The 15,182-nt window shown below is 74.1% G+C and carries 11 protein-coding genes and 1 other RNA gene; 2 read left to right on the forward strand and 10 right to left on the reverse strand.

Features of this window, described 5'->3' with window-relative positions:
- Positions 1-74: 74 nt before the first annotated feature.
- From AB0442_RS15130 to ftsE, 7 genes are all read right to left on the reverse strand, one after another.
- Positions 75-1,262, reverse strand: a complete 1,188-nt coding sequence (locus AB0442_RS15130; RefSeq protein ID WP_366163091.1) for a uroporphyrinogen-III synthase — start codon at positions 1,260-1,262, stop codon at positions 75-77.
- Between the two features lie 212 nt (positions 1,263-1,474).
- The gene (locus tag AB0442_RS15135) at positions 1,475-2,842 is read right to left on the reverse strand and encodes a nitrate/nitrite transporter (protein ID WP_366163093.1); all 1,368 of its coding nucleotides are present in this window, start codon (positions 2,840-2,842) and stop codon (positions 1,475-1,477) included.
- Between the two features lie 198 nt (positions 2,843-3,040).
- Positions 3,041-3,418, reverse strand: a transfer-messenger RNA (tmRNA) gene (gene ssrA, locus AB0442_RS15140).
- A gap of 147 nt (positions 3,419-3,565) precedes the next feature.
- A complete protein-coding gene (smpB, locus tag AB0442_RS15145; protein WP_363545192.1) occupies positions 3,566-4,048 on the reverse strand; it encodes an SsrA-binding protein SmpB in 483 nt (160 codons plus the stop codon).
- A 141-nt stretch (positions 4,049-4,189) separates the two neighbouring features.
- A complete protein-coding gene (locus tag AB0442_RS15150; protein ID WP_366163094.1) occupies positions 4,190-5,305 on the reverse strand; it encodes a S41 family peptidase in 1,116 nt (371 codons plus the stop codon).
- 110 nt (positions 5,306-5,415) lie between these two features.
- Positions 5,416-6,327 carry a permease-like cell division protein FtsX gene (gene ftsX, locus AB0442_RS15155; RefSeq protein ID WP_344623413.1) on the reverse strand — a complete coding sequence of 304 codons (912 nt, stop codon included), beginning with the start codon at positions 6,325-6,327 and terminating at the stop codon, positions 5,416-5,418.
- A 59-nt stretch (positions 6,328-6,386) separates the two neighbouring features.
- On the reverse strand, positions 6,387-7,076 hold the full coding sequence (gene ftsE / locus AB0442_RS15160) for a cell division ATP-binding protein FtsE (protein WP_344623412.1): 690 nt from the start codon (positions 7,074-7,076) through the stop codon (positions 6,387-6,389).
- Positions 7,077-7,413: 337 nt separating this feature from the next.
- On the opposite strand from ftsE, the gene AB0442_RS15165 reads away from it, so the two are divergent.
- The gene (locus AB0442_RS15165) at positions 7,414-7,608 is read left to right on the forward strand and encodes a hypothetical protein (protein ID WP_263105151.1); all 195 of its coding nucleotides are present in this window, start codon (positions 7,414-7,416) and stop codon (positions 7,606-7,608) included.
- Between the two features lie 62 nt (positions 7,609-7,670).
- On the opposite strand, the gene prfB is transcribed toward AB0442_RS15165, so the two are convergent.
- The 3 genes from prfB to AB0442_RS15180 all read right to left on the reverse strand — a co-directional run bounded on the left by prfB (position 7,671) and on the right by AB0442_RS15180 (position 12,057).
- Complete coding sequence (gene prfB, locus AB0442_RS15170; protein ID WP_363545199.1) at positions 7,671-8,780, reverse strand: peptide chain release factor 2; 1,110 nt, start codon at positions 8,778-8,780, stop codon at positions 7,671-7,673.
- A 34-nt stretch (positions 8,781-8,814) separates the two neighbouring features.
- Positions 8,815-10,074: a protein kinase gene (locus tag AB0442_RS15175; protein ID WP_366163095.1), complete on the reverse strand. Its 1,260-nt coding sequence runs from the start codon at positions 10,072-10,074 to the stop codon at positions 8,815-8,817.
- 162 nt (positions 10,075-10,236) lie between these two features.
- A complete protein-coding gene (locus tag AB0442_RS15180) occupies positions 10,237-12,057 on the reverse strand; it encodes a serine/threonine-protein kinase (RefSeq protein WP_366163097.1) in 1,821 nt (606 codons plus the stop codon).
- Positions 12,058-12,346: 289 nt separating this feature from the next.
- Between AB0442_RS15180 and AB0442_RS15185 the strand changes: the two genes are divergently transcribed.
- Positions 12,347-15,094: an FHA domain-containing protein gene (locus AB0442_RS15185; RefSeq protein WP_366163099.1), complete on the forward strand. Its 2,748-nt coding sequence runs from the start codon at positions 12,347-12,349 to the stop codon at positions 15,092-15,094.
- Positions 15,095-15,182 lie beyond the last annotated feature (88 nt).

The following is a 15,182-nucleotide window of genomic DNA, read 5'->3' on the forward strand; positions in this document are numbered from 1 at the left end:
TCCTACTCCTTGCCGCCCGGGGAACCCGCACAGGCCCGGGCGAGCCCGACCAGGGGCGCCTCCCTTCCCCCGGGCTAGTCCTCGTCGCCGTACTTGGTGTCCGGGGCCGGGACGGGGTCGACGGCGAGGCGGTAGCCGCGTTTGACGACGGTGGCGATCAGGCGGGGCGTGCCGAGGGCGGCCCGCAGCCGCGCCATCGCCGTCTCCACCGCGTGCTCGTCGTCCCCGCTGCCCGGCAGCGCCCGCAGCAGTTCGCTCCGCGGCACCACCCACCCCGGCCGCCGCGCGAGCGCCCGCAGCAGGGCCATTCCGGCGGGCGGCACCGGCCGCAGGTCGCCGTCGACGAGGGCGGCCTGGCCGCGCAGTTCGAGGGTGTGTCCGGCGACGGCGAGCCGGCGGGCCCGGTCGGGGAGTCGGGCGGTGAGGGTCTGCACCATGGCCCCGAGCCGCATCCGTTCGGGCCAGACGGTGGCGATGTCGAGTTCTTCGAGCGGGGCGGCGGTGACCGGTCCGACGCAGACCGGCAGGACGTCGCGCCGCAGCGCGTGCAGCAGCTCGGCGGTCTGGCCGCGTTCGGCGGCGCGGTCGAGGAGGCCGAGGGCGGCGGGGGCGGAGGTGAAGGTGACGGCGTCGAGGGAGCCGCTGCAGGTGGCGTCGAGGAGCCGGTCGACGGGTCCGAGGTCGAGCGGCGGCAGCCAGCGGTAGACGGGGACCTCGACGACCTCGGCACCGGCGGTCGTGAGCGAGTCGACGAAGTCGCGCAGCGGGGCGCCGTGCAGCTGGACGGCGATCCGGCGGCCGTCGACGCCCTGGTCGAGGAGCCGTTCGAGCACCTCGACGGAGGACTCCGACTCGGCGGACCAGGCTTCGCGCAGTCCGGCGGCGCGGATGGCGCCCTTGGCCTTGGGGCCGCGGGCCAGCGTCTCGGCCTTGGCGAGACTGCCGACGAGGTCGTCGAACAGGTTCCAGCCCTCGGCGGCCTCGATCCAGCCGCGGAAGCCGATGCCGGTGGTGGCGACGGCGATGTCCGGCGGGTCGGCGATCAGGGCGCGGGTGGCGGCGAGGAGTTCGGTGTCGTCCGCGAGCGGGACGATCCGCAGGGCGGGTGCGCGCAGCACGGTGGCGCCGCGGCGCTGGAGGAGGGCGGCGAGCTCGTCGGCGCGGCGGGCGGCGGTGATGCCGATGGTGTAGCCGGCCAGTGGCGGGGCGGTGTCCTGCGACGGTACGAGGGCGGCGGTCGCGACGGCGGTGCGGTCGGCCATGGGCTGACGTCCTTCGTGGAGCGCCCCGGGGCCGTCGGCGTGCCCTCGGGGGCGTGCCGCTCGCTCCGGTCCCTGCGGGCCGTGGCGGGCGGCGGGTGGGTGGGTGGACAGTCATCGTCCCGTGCCGGGGTGTCACCGCCGGGTCGGTCCGATTTCCGGCTTGTTTCGCAGGTGAGGGCCGGTCCGCGGTGTGGACCGGCCCTCGGTGGCGATCAGACCCGGGCGAGTGCCGGGGCCTGGGTGCCGGTGGGGGCGGCGCTCGGGCGACGCAGGTAGACCGCCCAGGTGAGGGCGAAGCAGACGGCGTAGGCGGCGAGGAAGGAGACGAAGGCGGGGGTGCCGCTCTTGGTGGTGAGGAAGGACTGGCGGAAGGCGAGGTTGATGAACAGGCCGCCGAGGGCGCCGACCGCACCGATCACGCCGATCGCGGCGCCGGACATCCGGCGGGACCAGGCGGCCGCGTCCTCCGCGGTGTCGCCGGCGGCGATCCGGTCCTGGGCCTTGGCCTCGAAGATGCCGGGGATCATCTTGTAGGTGGAGCCGTTGCCGATGCCGGCGAAGACGAAGAGCGCGATGAAGCCGACGAGGAAGACCGGCAGCGACTTGATCGAGGAGGCGTAGGTCACCACCGAGGCGGCGGCGGCCATCGCGACGAAGTTCCAGAAGGTGATCCGGGAGCCGCCCCAGCGGTCGGCCAGCCAGCCGCCGACCGGGCGGATGACCGAGCCGAGCAGCGGGCCGATGAAGGTGAGCTGGGCGGCCTGCAGCGGGGTGCGGCCGAACTGGTTCTGCAGGACGAGGCCGAAGGCGAAGGAGAAGCCGATGAAGGAGCCGAAGGTGCCGATGTAGAGCACCGACATCAGCCAGGTGTGCCTCTCCTTGAGGATGGCCTTGAAGGTGCCGGTGTCGTTGCTGAGCTGGGCCAGGTTGTCCATGAACAGGGCCGAGCAGAGCGCGGCGACGGCGATCAGCGGGATGTAGATGCCGAGCACCAGGCGGGGCGAGGTGGCACCGGCCCAGGTGATCACGCCGAGGCCGATCAGCTGGATGACGGGGACGCCGATGTTGCCGCCGCCCGCGTTGAGGCCGAGCGCCCAGCCCTTCTTCCGGAGCGGGAAGAAGGCGTTGATGTTGGTCATGGAGGAGGCGAAGTTGCCGCCGCCGACACCGGTGAGGGCCGCGACCACCATGAAGGTGGTGTAGGAGGTGCCGGGGTGCATCACGTACGCCGCGGCGATGCTCGGGACGAGGAGCAGCAGCGCGGAGACGATCGTCCAGTTCCGGCCGCCGAAGCGGGCGACGGCGAAGGTGTAGGGGATCCGGACGAAGGAGCCGACCAGGGTGGGCATGGCCACCAGGAAGAATTTGCCGGCCGGGTCGATGCCGTAGCCCTTGCCCATGAAGAGGACCATGACCGACCACAGGCTCCAGATCGAGAAGCCGATGTGCTCGGAGAAGACCGAGAAGATCAGGTTCCGGTTGGCCACCTTGCGGCCGGTGCGCTCCCAGAATCCGGTGTCCTCGGGCCGCCATTCCTGGATCCAGCGGCCGCCTGTTCTGCGCTGGGCTGTGTCGCTCATCGGTCTCCCCTTGCGTGCCGGTGCCTGCCCTGCCCGTGCTGTCATCGATGACGCTAGGAGCCCATGGTTTCGGGATCGTTGTGGTCTGTGAAGCCTGCGGAACCGTCCTCTCACCCGCCGCCGTCCGTCGGTGTGAGGCTCCGGAGACACACGAAGGCCGCCCTCCGGGAGTGGAGGACGGCCTGGGTGCACATGGGATGGTGGAGATGCCGGGAATCGAACCCGGGTCCGATGGAGTGGATTCAGGACTTCTCCGAGCGCAGTCCGCTGTGCTTTTCTCGGCCCCGGCAGTCACGCGGACAAGCCGCCGACGGGCCCAGCTACTGTTTGGTTTCCCTCCCGTCCCCGTAGCCGGGGCGGTTGGTTGAGTTCCCTAGATTATGCCAGGGTCCGGGTCGGGAACTCCCCGGTCTGACACCCTATTCGCTCGCTGATCAGGCAGCGAGAGCGAACTGCGGGGTATCGCGCTTGGTGTTGGCGATTATTTTTTTGCGACACGTGGTTAACGAGATCATTGCCGCGTTCCTCGGCTCGCTTCTCCTGTTTCGACTACCACCGTCGAAACCGATCATCCCCATGTTGATTTGACAAACAGCTCCGGTGGGCGGGGCCCTCCGGCGGTGCGAGTGCCATGGTACGCGGTCGGCCCCCGGAGGGTCCAGCGCATTACCGGGCGGCGGGGCGGGGCCCCTCCGACGGGCCGGGCCGGAGGCCGGGCCGGGGTCAGACCGCGCGCTGCCTGCGGCGGGCCGCGGCGATCGCGCGGTCCGACTCGCGCCGGTCCTGCTGCTCGCGCAGCGTCTGGCGCTTGTCGTACAGCTTCTTGCCGACCGCCAGGGCGATCTCCAGCTTGACCCGGCCGTCCTTGAAGTACAGGGAGAGCGGGACGAGCGTGTGGCCCGTCTCCTTCACCTTCGACTCCAGCTTGCGGATCTCCAGCTTGTGCAGCAGGAGCTTGCGCTTGCGCTTCGCCGAGTGGTTCGTCCAGGTGCCCTGGGTGTACTCCGGGATGAACAGGTTGTCGACCCAGGCCTCGTGCCCCTGGATGTAGGCGTACCCGTCGACGATGTTCGCCCGGCCCTCGCGGAGGGACTTCACCTCGGTACCGGTCAGCACCATGCCGCACTCGTAGGTGTCGAGGATGGTGTACTCGTGCCGCGCCCGCTTGTTCTGCGCGATGACCTTGTTGCCCTTTTCCTTTGCCATAGCGCCGACATTCTCGCACCTCGGCGACGTCGGGGGCAGTCCTTTTGCGCGCGGGTGGCGGGCGCGCCGGGCCGGCGGGGCCGCCTGAGGGCCGGTACGGGCCACCGGCACGCCGCTGCGGGGCCGCGGCGGCCCGGCGGATCAGCGGCGTGCGCCCAGGCCCGCGAGGACGTGCAGGGCGAGGTCGGCGGCGCCCTCCGGGGCGGCCGAGACGTCGGGCTGCAGGCCGGTGCCGTCGGGCGAGCGGCCCTCGGGGGTGTAGTAGCGGCCCACGGTGAGCTCCACCACGCCGCCGTCCGCCAGCCGGCTGGGCTGCTGCACGGTGCCCTTGCCGAAGGTCCTGGCGCCCACCAGGACGGCCCGGCAGCGGTCCTGCAGGGCGCCGGCGAGCAGTTCGGCGGCGCTCATCGTCCCGCCGTCCACCAGCACCACCAGCGGGGTGGCGGTGTCCCCGCCGGACGCGGCCGCCAGCTCGCGCCGCACCCCGCGGGACTCGTAGGAGGCGACCGGCCCGCCGTCCAGGAAGACCGAGGCGGTGCCGACCGCCTCGTCGACCAGGCCGCCGGAGCTGCCGCGCAGGTCCAGCACGACCGCCCGGGCCCCCTGGGCCGCGATCCGGACCTGTTCGGCCACGCCGCTGGTGAAGGCCCGCACGGCGATCCGCGTCACGCCGTCGGGCAGCCGCTCGACACCGACCTCCTGGGCGGCCAGTAAGGCCCGCCCCAGCACGACCTCGCGCGGGGCCGCCGAGCCGCGCGAGACGGTGAGCGCCACCGTGCGGTCGGTCGGGGCGCCGGCGCTGCCGCGCAGCCGGGCCACCACCTCCGTCACCGGCAGGCCGTCGGCCCGGGCGCCGTCGACCGCGACCAGCCGGTCCCCGGCCGCGATGCCGGCCCGGGCGGCCGGGCCGCCGGGCTGCACGGCGGAGACGGCGGTCGAGCCGTCCCCGCTGCGGTCCACCGAGAGCCCCACGCCGAGGTAGCGGCCGCGGACCAGGTCCGCGTACTGGTCCGGGCTCAGGTAGGCCGCCCAGCGGTCGCCGCTCGCGTCGACCAGGGCCTCGGCCTGCTGCGGGCTGAGGTCGGCTCCGGTGACGTCCCGTCCGGCGGCGAGCCGTGCGGCGGCGTCCATCGAGGGCGGCAGCGGTACCGTCAGCGGCTCGCCCCAGGCGCCGCTCGCGGCACCCGCCATCAGGACGACGCCGAACACCAGGGTGAGCGTGGCTCCCTGGCGTACCCGACGGTGGCTTCCCGGCATGCGACGGAGTCTAGGCGGCACGGCCCCGCCGGGGCGACGGAACGCCCGGGTACGACGAGGGCGGCCCCGGACGGCGCAATGCCGTCCGGGGCCGCCCGGGACCTCGCAGGTCAGACCTTGAGGTACTTGCGCAGGGTGAAGAAGGCCGCGATGCCGGCCATCGCCATGCCGACCACGACCAGCAGCGGAATCACCGTCAGGACCGAGGACAGGCCGATGAACTGGATGAACAGCACCCGCTTCGCCAGCCAGTGCTGGACGAAGAAGTGGCCGAGCAGCAGCAGGCCGGAGGCCATCACCGCGCCGAGCAGGGCGGAGAACGCGGCCTCCGCGATGAACGGCATCTGCACGTAGAAGTTCGAGGCACCGACGAGGCGCATGATGCCGGTCTCGCGCCGTCGGCTGAAGGCCGACACCCGGACGGTGTTGACGATCAGCAGCAGCGCCACGAAGAGCATCAGCACCATGATGACGAAGGCGGCGGTCTGCAGACCGTTCAGCAGGCCGAAGAGGTTCTCCAGGATCCGGCGCTGGTCGTCCACCGACTTCACGCCGGGCTTGCCGGCGAAGGCGCTCTGGATGACGTCGTACTTCGTCGGGTCGCTGAGCTTGACCCGCCACGACTGCGGCATCGCCTCCGGACCGACCGCCGCGAGCAGCGGGTTGTCCGGGTTCGACTCCTTCCAGTGCTTGTACGCCTCGGGGGCGGTCTCCAGGGTGGCCTTCTGCACCAGCGGGGTCATCTTGTCGAGCTGCGCCTTGACCGCGGTCACCTGGTCGTCGGTGGCCGCACCGCTGGCGCACTGCGCCGAGGCCGCCATGTCGAACTTGGTGCAGAACGAGATGCTGACCTCGACCTTGTCGTACCAGTAGCCCTTCATCGAGTTGACCTGGTCGCGGACCAGGAGGCTGCCACCGGCGAGGGCGAGGGACAACGCGACACTGACGATGACCGCGATGGTCATCGTCAGGTTGCGGCGGAGGCCGATGCCGATCTCCGAGAGGACGAACCGGATGCGCATGCTTCTCTCAATCCAGGGTCGGTGCAGGCTGGGCGGTCAGGCGTGACGACGGGTGGCGGCTAGTTCTGGTAGCCGTACACGCCGCGGGCCTGGTCGCGGACCAGCAGCCCCTTGTCGAGTTCGATCACGCGCTTGCGCATCTGGTCGACGATGGCCTGGTCGTGCGTGGCCATCAGCACCGTGGTGCCGGTGCGGTTGATCCGGTCGAGGAGCTTCATGATGCCGACCGAGTTCTGCGGGTCGAGGTTTCCCGTGGGCTCGTCCGCGATCAGCAGCATCGGGCGGTTGACGAAGGCACGGGCGATCGCCACGCGCTGCTGCTCACCACCGGAGAGCTCGCCGGGCATGCGGTCCTCCTTGCCGCCGAGGCCGACCAGGTCGAGCACCTCGGGCACCACCTTGGCGATGGCGCTGCGCGGCTTGCCGATGACCTCCAGGGCGAAGCCGACGTTCTGCGCGACCGTCTTGTTCGGCAGCAGGCGGAAGTCCTGGAAGATCGTGCCCAGCTGGCGGCGCATGTGCGGCACCTTCCAGTTGGACAGCTTGCCGAGGTCCTTGCCCATCACGTGCACGGCCCCGGTGCTGGGGCGCTCCTCGCGCAGGCAGAGCCGGAGGAAGGTCGACTTCCCCGAGCCGGACGAGCCGACCAGGAAGACGAACTCGCCCTTCTCGATCTCCAGCGAGACGTTGTCCAGGGCAGGACGGTTCTGCTTGGGATAGGTCTTGGAGACGTTGTCGAATCTGATCACGGCTGCATCACGGAGGCCATCCTAGGTGGGCCCGTCCGCGCCCCGGACCGGGAGCGGCGGTCGAAGCGGCATCCTCCCCGACCGCTCCAGGTCTGGGACCATACGCGAACCACGGCCCGACCCGCAGTCCCGGGTCGGGTACCGACCGATGATTCGTCAGGGATTGTTCCTGTCTGTCCGGAATTGGAAGGCGGGATTTGTGCGCGCTATCTCACAATCGCACCGGAGAACGCCCCCTCTGCGGGGGCCGAGCGTCCGCGAACCTGGCACAGTGGAGAGACGGACGGAACCATCGGCCCGTCCGGTGCGTTTGCAGTGACAGCAAGGAGGAGATCGCATGACCTGCGACCATCTGGTGTGCGCCAACTGCAACGGCCGCGTGAGCGAGGGCCGGTGCCCGGTGTGCCGCGCCAACCGGGCCCGCATGCAGGAGCAGCAGGGCCCGTTCGCCGCACTGACCCCGGCGACCCTGCTGGCCCTGATCGCGGCACTGTTCGCGGTGGCCCTCATCGCCCGGCAGGCGCTGGCCTGAGACCAGGAACGCCCGAAGGCCCCCGGAGCCGAGCTCCGGGGGCCTTCGTCGTAGATCTGGGATCAGCTGGCGGTCTCCCGCTGCTTGCGCCAGCGGATGCCGGCCTCGATGAAGCCGTCGATGTCGCCGTCCAGGACGGCCTGCGGGTTGCCGACCTCGTGCTCGGTGCGCAGGTCCTTGACCATCTGGTACGGGTGCAGGACGTAGGAACGCATCTGGTTGCCCCAGGAGCTGCCGCTGTCCTTGAGGGCGTCCATCGCGGCCTTCTCCTCCTGGCGGCGCCGCTCCAGCAGCTTGGCCTGGAGGACGTTCATCGCCGAGGCCTTGTTCTGGATCTGCGAGCGCTCGTTCTGGCAGGAGACCACGATGCCGGTCGGCAGGTGGGTGATGCGCACCGCGGAGTCGGTGGTGTTGACGCCCTGGCCGCCGGGGCCGGAGGCGCGGTACACGTCGATGCGCAGGTCGCCCTCGTCGATGTCGACGTGGTCGGACTGCTCGACGACCGGGAGGACCTCGACGCCGGCGAAGGAGGTCTGCCGGCGGCCCTGGTTGTCGAACGGGGAGATGCGCACCAGGCGGTGGGTGCCCTGCTCGACGGAGAGGGTGCCGTAGGCGTACGGCGCCTTGACGGTGAAGGTCGCGGACTTGATGCCGGCCTCTTCGGCGTACGAGGTGTCGTAGACCTCGGTCGGGTAGCCGTGCCGCTCGGCCCAGCGCAGGTACATGCGCATCAGCTGCTCGGCGAAGTCGGCGGCGTCGACGCCGCCCGCCTCGGCACGGATGTTGACCAGGGCCTCGCGGGCGTCGTACTCGCCCGACAGGAGGGTGCGGACCTCGAGCTCCTCGACGGCCTTCTTGACCGACTCCAGCTCGACCTCGGCCTCGGCGCGGGTGTCCGCGTCGTCCTCGGCCTCGGCCAGCTCGAACAGGACGCCCAGGTCGTCGACCCGGCCGCGCAGGGTCTCGAACTTGCGCAGTTCGCCCTGGAGGAACGAGAGCCGGCTGGTGACCTTCTGCGCGTTGGCGACGTCGTCCCAGAGGGTCGGGGCGGCTGCCTCCTCCTCCAGGGTCGCGATGTCGGCCCGGATCTTGTCCAGGTCGAGGACGGCCTCGATCGACCCCATGGTCGTCTCGAGGTTCTTGAGCTCTTCGGAAGGATCGACGGCTGCCACGCCTCAAGCGTAATGGTTCGCGGAGACCGTTCGGCTACACCGGGGGTCCGAGGGCCGCCGCGGGCCCGCCCGCGGCCGCGCGGGCGGGCCCGGCGGCGGGCGGTTCGGCGGCGAAGGCGCTGTACGCGGCGGCGGCGCCGGCCAGCAGCAGCACGGTGGCGATCAGCACGGCGAGCATCCGGCGGCGGCGCACCAACCGGCGGCGCCGGTGGCTGGTGACCGGGGCGGCGGAGCGCTGCGCGCGGGACTCGGCGGCGTAGGAGGCGAGCTCCTGCGGGGAGGGGCGGCGCAGGCTGGTGTGGGTGTCGCGGGTGGAGTCCGGCGAGGGGGCGGGGACGAGCGGCACGGCCGGGCCGCGCCGGCGGCGGTGGGTGCCCGTGCCGGCGTCGACCTCGGCGTACACCGCCTCGCCGGGGGTGGGCACGTCCTCGACCGGGCCGCGCTGGGCGGGGACGGCGAGCGGCGGAAGTCCGGCGAGGACCGGCAGCTGCTCGCGCAGCCGGGAGGCCAGCTCGGCGGCGCGCAGCCGGGAGGCGGGGGCCTTGGCCAGGCACTCGGAGATGATCCGCCACAGGCCGTCCGGCATGCCGGGGACGGGCGGGACGCTCTCGGTGACGTGGCGGCGCAGCACGGCGCCGGTGTGGCCGCCGCCGAAGGGCGTGAAGCCGGCCAGCAGCTCGTAGAGCACGGTGGCGAGGGCGTAGATGTCGACGGCGGCGCGCGGCTCCAGGCCCTCGATGATCTCGGGGGCGAGGTAGTCGGGGGTGCCGATGATCCGGGTGGCCCGGGTGCGGCGGGGGGCGTCGACGAGGCGGGCGATGCCGAAGTCGGTGAGCTTGGCCCGGGGGGCGCCGCCGGGTCCGGGCGGGGCGGCGAGGTCGAGCAGCACGTTCTCGGGCTTGACGTCGCGGTGGACGATGCCGGCGGCGTGCGCGGCGGCCAGGCCGTCGGCGACGTCGGCGATCACCGAGGCGGCGGCGAGCGGGGGGAGCACGCCCTCGCGCTCCAGCCGGGTGCGCAGGTCGGTGCCCTGGACGAGGTCCATGACCAGGGCGAGGTCGCTGCCGTCCACGACCATGTCGTGCACGCCGACCACCCGGGGGTGGTCGAGGCTGGTGAGGGCGGCGCGCTCCTGGACGAAGCGGCCGACCAGGACCTGGTCGGAGGCCAGGTCCTCGCGCAGCAACTTGACGGCCACCGGCCCGTCCGGGCCCTCGCCCAGCCAGACCGTGCCGGCGGAACCCCGGCCGATCACCTGGTGGACGGTGTAGCGGCTGCCGATCTTGCGTGCCAATGCTGCTCCGTGGGCTCGGTAGGTCGGTGCTCGACGACCAACCTACGCGCCCGACGGCCCTCCGGGGGGCGCCGGAGGGCCGTCGGGGACGGTCGTTTCACGGAAAGTTCGTGAATTGTCGACAAAGTGCCAAAATCACTGCCCTGACGGTCCGTCGGCTGCTCACCGACCGCCGTTCAACCCGCTGATCCAGTCGCTCGCGCTGGCGAACCAGCTCTTGACGTTCTCCCAGTACACCGGCAGGTCGGTGAAGTTCCACAGCGCCACCGCGGCGATCGCCAGGATCAGCAGCACCATCAGGCAGCCCTTGAGGCAGCCGAGGCCCGGGATGTACATCCGGTTGCGGCTGCGCGGCCGCGGCTCCCGGCGCGGGGCCGGCTCGCGGCGGGGCGCCGGGGCCGGCTCGGGGCGCCGCTGCGGGGCGGGCTCCTGCCGGCGCTGCGGGGCCGGCGCGGGCGGCTGCGGCGGCGGGTACGCCTGCGGGGCCGGCGCGGCCCGGTAGGGCTGCGGCTGGGCCTGCGGGGGCTGGCGGTAGCCCTGCGGGGGCTGCGGCGGGTTCTGCCGGGCCTGGTACGGCGGCGGGGCCACCGGCGGGCGCTGCGAGTAGCCGCCCGACCCGCGGCTGTTCTGGGGCGGCTGCGGCGGCCGGCCCTGGGGCGCCTGGTACGGCGGCGGGGCCTGGTGGGGCGGGGGCGCCTGGTACGGCTGCTGGGCCTGGTACGGCTGCGGGGCGACCTGCGGGCGGTCCAGCTCCTCCGGGTCGAAGTAGCCGATCTGGGTCTGCTGGTTGCGGTCGCGGGCGGCGCGCAGCTGGGTCTGCCACGGGTGCGGCGCCTCCGGCTCGGCGGCGGGCGCGCCCGGGGGCACCGGCGGCATCACCCGGGTCCGGTCGCCGGAGGCGGCCGGCGGCGGGGCCATCACCTGCGTGCGGTCCTCGGCGCCCGGGGCGGCGGCGACCACCTGGGTCGCGGCGCCCGGGTCGAACCCGCGGGAGGGCAGCACCTGGGTGGCGTCGGCGGAACCGGCCGGCAGCGGGTTCACCGCGGTCGGCGTGGCGGCGGCCAGCGCCGGGTCGGTCACCAGCAGGTCGCCGACGGCCAGCGCGGCCTCGACCGCGGCGGGCGAGGAGTGCACGCCGATCCCGGCCGCGACCACCCGCAGCGCCTCGGCCAGCGCGACCGAGGTCGGCCGCTCGGCCGGGCTCTTGCGCAGGCAGCGCTCGATCACCGTCCACAGCGGCTCGGGCAGCGAGCGCGGGCGCTCCGGCTCCTGGGCGAGGTGGGCCTGCAGCACCGCGATCGGGCCGTCGCCCTGGAACGGCGGACGGCCGGTGACCAGCTCGTACAGCATGATGCCGGCGCCGTACACGTCGACCGCGGCGGTCTGCGGGCGGCCCTCGGCGGACTCCGGGGCGACGTACGCCGGGGTGCCGACGAACTCGTGGGTGCGGGTGATGCCCGGGGAGTCGGCGAGCCGGGCGATGCCGAAGTCGGTGAGCATCGGGTGCATCTGCTCGGAGCCGTCCGGGCCGGCCGTGGTCGCCAGCAGCACGTTGGCCGGCTTCAGGTCGCGGTGGACGACGCCGTCGGCGTGGCTGACCGCCAGCGCGTCGGCGACCTGCGCCATCAGCAGGGCGCCGGCGATCGGGCTGAGCGGGCCGTTGGAGCGCAGGTAGCGGAAGAGGTCCGGCCCCTCGACGAGGTCCATCACCAGGGCGAGCAGCTCGCCCTCCACCACCAGGTCGCGGACCCGGACGATGTTGGGGTGGGTGAGCCGCAGCAGCACCGAGCGCTCCCGCAGGAAGCGCATCACCACGTCGGGGTCGGTGGCCAGCTCCTCGCGCAGCACCTTGACGGCGACCGCGCGGCCCGGCTCCAGGCCCGGAACGGCGGCGTCGTCGCGGACCCGGCCGCGGAAGACCGTACCGGTGGCCCCTCGCCCGAGGCTCTCCTCGATCAGATACTTGCTGCCGACCGGCCGCACCTGTGACTCCTGTGGTCTCTCGTCCTCGCTGCCCGGAGGTCGGACAGGTGGCCACGATTCCGCGGTTTTCGCAAACTCTAACGGTGCCCGGGCGGCTTGCCGAGGCGAGCGCACCGCGAGCTGCGCGGAAGTCTCGGGGGCGTCCCCTAGGGGACGCCCGGGCTGACGTGCCGTCCGCCCGGCCCGGGCGATGATCGCAAGATCGTCAAATCCGGTACCGTGCCCGGACTGTCGCTCCAGGGTGGCAGGATGGCAGGCACCACACGTGTGCAGAAGGGACCCGGGCGAGATGCAGATCCGGCTCACCGTCCTCCGACCGCGCAGCGGCCCGGCCGGCGCCGGATCGTCCACGGACGTGCTGGTCACGGCACCCTCCGGCACGGCGCTCGGCGCAGTCGCCGGCGCGCTCGCGGGCGCGGCGGGCGTGCGCGGCCCGCGGTCCGCCACGCACGTGCAGCTGTACGCCGGGGCGGAACGGGTGGACGACCAGGCGCTGCTCGGCCGACCGCCGCTGATCGACGGCGCGGTCCTCTCGCTCGGCGAACCGGACCCGGACACCGGGCCCGACGAGCTGCCCGCCGCCGCCGAACTGCGGGTCGTCGGCGGCCCCGACGCGGGCGGCGTGCACCGGCTGCACGGCGAGGAGATCAGCGTCGGCCGCTCCAGCGAGGCCGACGTGCCGCTCGACGACCCGGACGTCTCCCGGCTGCACCTCGCCCTCCACCTCGCCGACGGCACGGTCACCGTCCGCGACCTGGACTCCACCAACGGCACCCTGCTCGACGGCCGCTGGCTGCGCGGCGACTCCTCGGAGCTGCCCGACGGCGGACTGCTGCGGCTCGGCGAGTCGACCCTGCAGATCGCCCGCACGGAGATCGGGGGGAATTCCGGGTCGCGGCCCGCCGTGCCGGACGGCGACGGCCACCTCCAGCTGCCCGACCGGCCCGGCGCCCGCACGGCCGCCGCCGTGCCCCCGCCGCCCTCGCAGCCCCCGCAGGTCCCCGGCGGCCGCACCCGCGGCCTGCTCTCGCTGCGCCGCTCCCGCACCGCGCCCCAGCAGCCCGCCCCCGAGGCCGCCGCCCAGCACGCCGCGGCCCGCGCCCGGCAGGCCGCCGCGCAGCGCGAGCGCTGGCCCGACCCGGCCGCCCTGCTGCTCACCGCGCTCGGCCCCGGCCCGAGGCTGTGGGAGCGCACCCCGACCCACCCCGACGCGCTCGCCGTCCGGCTCGGCACCGCCGACCGGCCGGGCGGTCCCGGCACCGCCCCGGGCACCCTGCTGCCCGCCGTCCCGGTCACCGCCGACCTGCAGACCGCGGGCAGCCTCGGCCTCGCCGGGCCGCGGCCGCGGCTCACCGGGCTCGCCCGCGCCGTGCTCGCCCAGCTCGCCGTGCTGCACCCGCCGAGCGGCCTCGCCCTGGTGGTGGTCGCCGCCGACGAGCAGCGCGCGGCCGACTGGGACTGGACGATGTGGCTGCCCCACCTGCGCCCCGGCCAGGGGCAGGACTGCCGGCTGCTGGTCGGCTTCGGCCCCGAGCAGGCCCGGGCCCGGCTCGCCGAGCTGGCCGCCGCCTCGGGCGGCCCCGAGGCCACCGTCCTGCTCGTCGACGGCGACCCGGGCACCCCGGAGGCCCGCGAGGGCCTCGACCTGCTGCTCCGCCAGGGCCCCGCCGTCGGCGTCTTCACGGTCTGCCTCGCGGAGTCCGAGGAGGAGCTGCCCTCCGGGATCGGCGCCCGCGCCGCGGTGACCGGCGAGGTCGCCACCCGGCTCACCGTCGACCTGCCCACCGGCGGCGCCCGCGAGCGGATCGAGGACGTCGCCCTGGACGCCGTCCCGGCCGCCTGGGCCGAACGGCTCGCCCGCGCCCTCGCCCCGCTGCGGGAGGCCGCCCCGGCCGCCCGCGGACCGCTGCCGGACGCCCTGCGCCTGCTCGACCTGCTCCGGCTGGAGGCCGTCACCCCGGCCAAGCTCTCGGACCGCTGGGCCGGACTGCCGGACGGCGCCGGCGCGGCCACCGCCCTGATCGGCACCGCCCGGGACGGCCTGTGCACCGTCGACCTCGCCGACGCCGAGGCCGCCGACGGCCACGGCGCCGAGGGCGGCCCGCACCTGCTGATCGGCGGCGCGGCCGGCTCCGGCAAGACCGAGCTGCTGCGCACCCTGATCGCCTCGCTGGCCGTCGCCGAACGCCCGGAGCGGCTGGAGATCACCGTGGTGGAGTCCCGCTCCCCCGGCGACCGGGACCAGTCGGCGGGCCTGCGGGCCTGCACCGACCTGCCGCACGTCACCGCCCACCTGGACGCCGCCGCGGACCCGCGGCAGGCCCTGCTCACCGCCGAGGCCCTGCTGGACGAGCTGGCGCGCCGTGAGACCCTGCTCGGAGGGCGGGACTTCACCGCCTGGCACACCGCCCGGATACTCCGCAAGGCACCCGCCCTGGTGACCGCCGGAGGTCCGACCGCGGCCGCGGCCGCGGCGGCCCGGGTCGTCGAGCAGCGCACCGCACCGGACGCGGCCGCCGCCCCGCAGGTGCCCGCCCGGATGGTCGTGGTGGTCGACGACCTGGACGCGCTGTACGCGCCGACCTCGCCGGCCGGCCGGCCGCTCTCCCGGGCCCTGGCCGCGGTCGCCGAGCGCGGCGGCCGGCTCGGCGTGCACCTGGTCGCCGCCACCGGCGCGCCGGAGCGGACGGCGGGCACCGAGATCGACGAGGCCGCCCAGGTGCGGATCGCGCTGCGCACCGACCACCCGGCCGAGTCCGACCAGCTGATCCACCTGCCGGACGCCGCGGCGCTGCCGGAGGAGACGCCGGGCCGCGGCTACCTGCGGCGCCCGGACGGCGGGGTGACGGCCTTCCAGACCGCGCGGGTCAGCGGCCGGATCCCGCGGACGTCCACGCTGCGGCCGACGGTCGTGGCGGTGGACCTGATGCAGCTCGGCCTGCCGCCGACCCGCCGCCCCGTCCGCGAACTCGGCAACGGCCCGACCGACCTCGCCCTGCTCGCCAGCGCCCTCCAGCGCGCCGCCGCCCAGGGCTGAGCGCCAGCCGGGACGGCGTGCCACCGCGGCCCTGAAGGTCCGGGGCCGGGCGGCCACCGGAACGCCGCGGGGGCGGACCGTCCGGTTC

Origin of the sequence: Kitasatospora sp. NPDC085895 (assembly GCF_040702125.1) — a bacterium.
Lineage (GTDB): Bacteria > Actinomycetota > Actinomycetes > Streptomycetales > Streptomycetaceae > Kitasatospora > Kitasatospora arboriphila.

Excerpts from the sequence above, each read along its gene's own strand:
- AB0442_RS15185 (WP_366163099.1), top strand. The coding sequence starts at position 12,347 with ATGCAGATCCGGCTCACCGTCCTCCGACCGCGCAGCGGCCCGGCCGGC.
- ftsX (WP_344623413.1), bottom strand. The coding sequence starts at position 6,327 with ATGCGCATCCGGTTCGTCCTCTCGGAGATCGGCATCGGCCTCCGCCGC.
- AB0442_RS15130 (WP_366163091.1), bottom strand. The coding sequence starts at position 1,262 with ATGGCCGACCGCACCGCCGTCGCGACCGCCGCCCTCGTACCGTCGCAG.
- smpB (WP_363545192.1), bottom strand. The coding sequence starts at position 4,048 with ATGGCAAAGGAAAAGGGCAACAAGGTCATCGCGCAGAACAAGCGGGCG.
- AB0442_RS15150 (WP_366163094.1), bottom strand. The coding sequence starts at position 5,305 with ATGCCGGGAAGCCACCGTCGGGTACGCCAGGGAGCCACGCTCACCCTG.
- AB0442_RS15135 (WP_366163093.1), bottom strand. The coding sequence starts at position 2,842 with ATGAGCGACACAGCCCAGCGCAGAACAGGCGGCCGCTGGATCCAGGAA.
- AB0442_RS15165 (WP_263105151.1), top strand. The coding sequence starts at position 7,414 with ATGACCTGCGACCATCTGGTGTGCGCCAACTGCAACGGCCGCGTGAGC.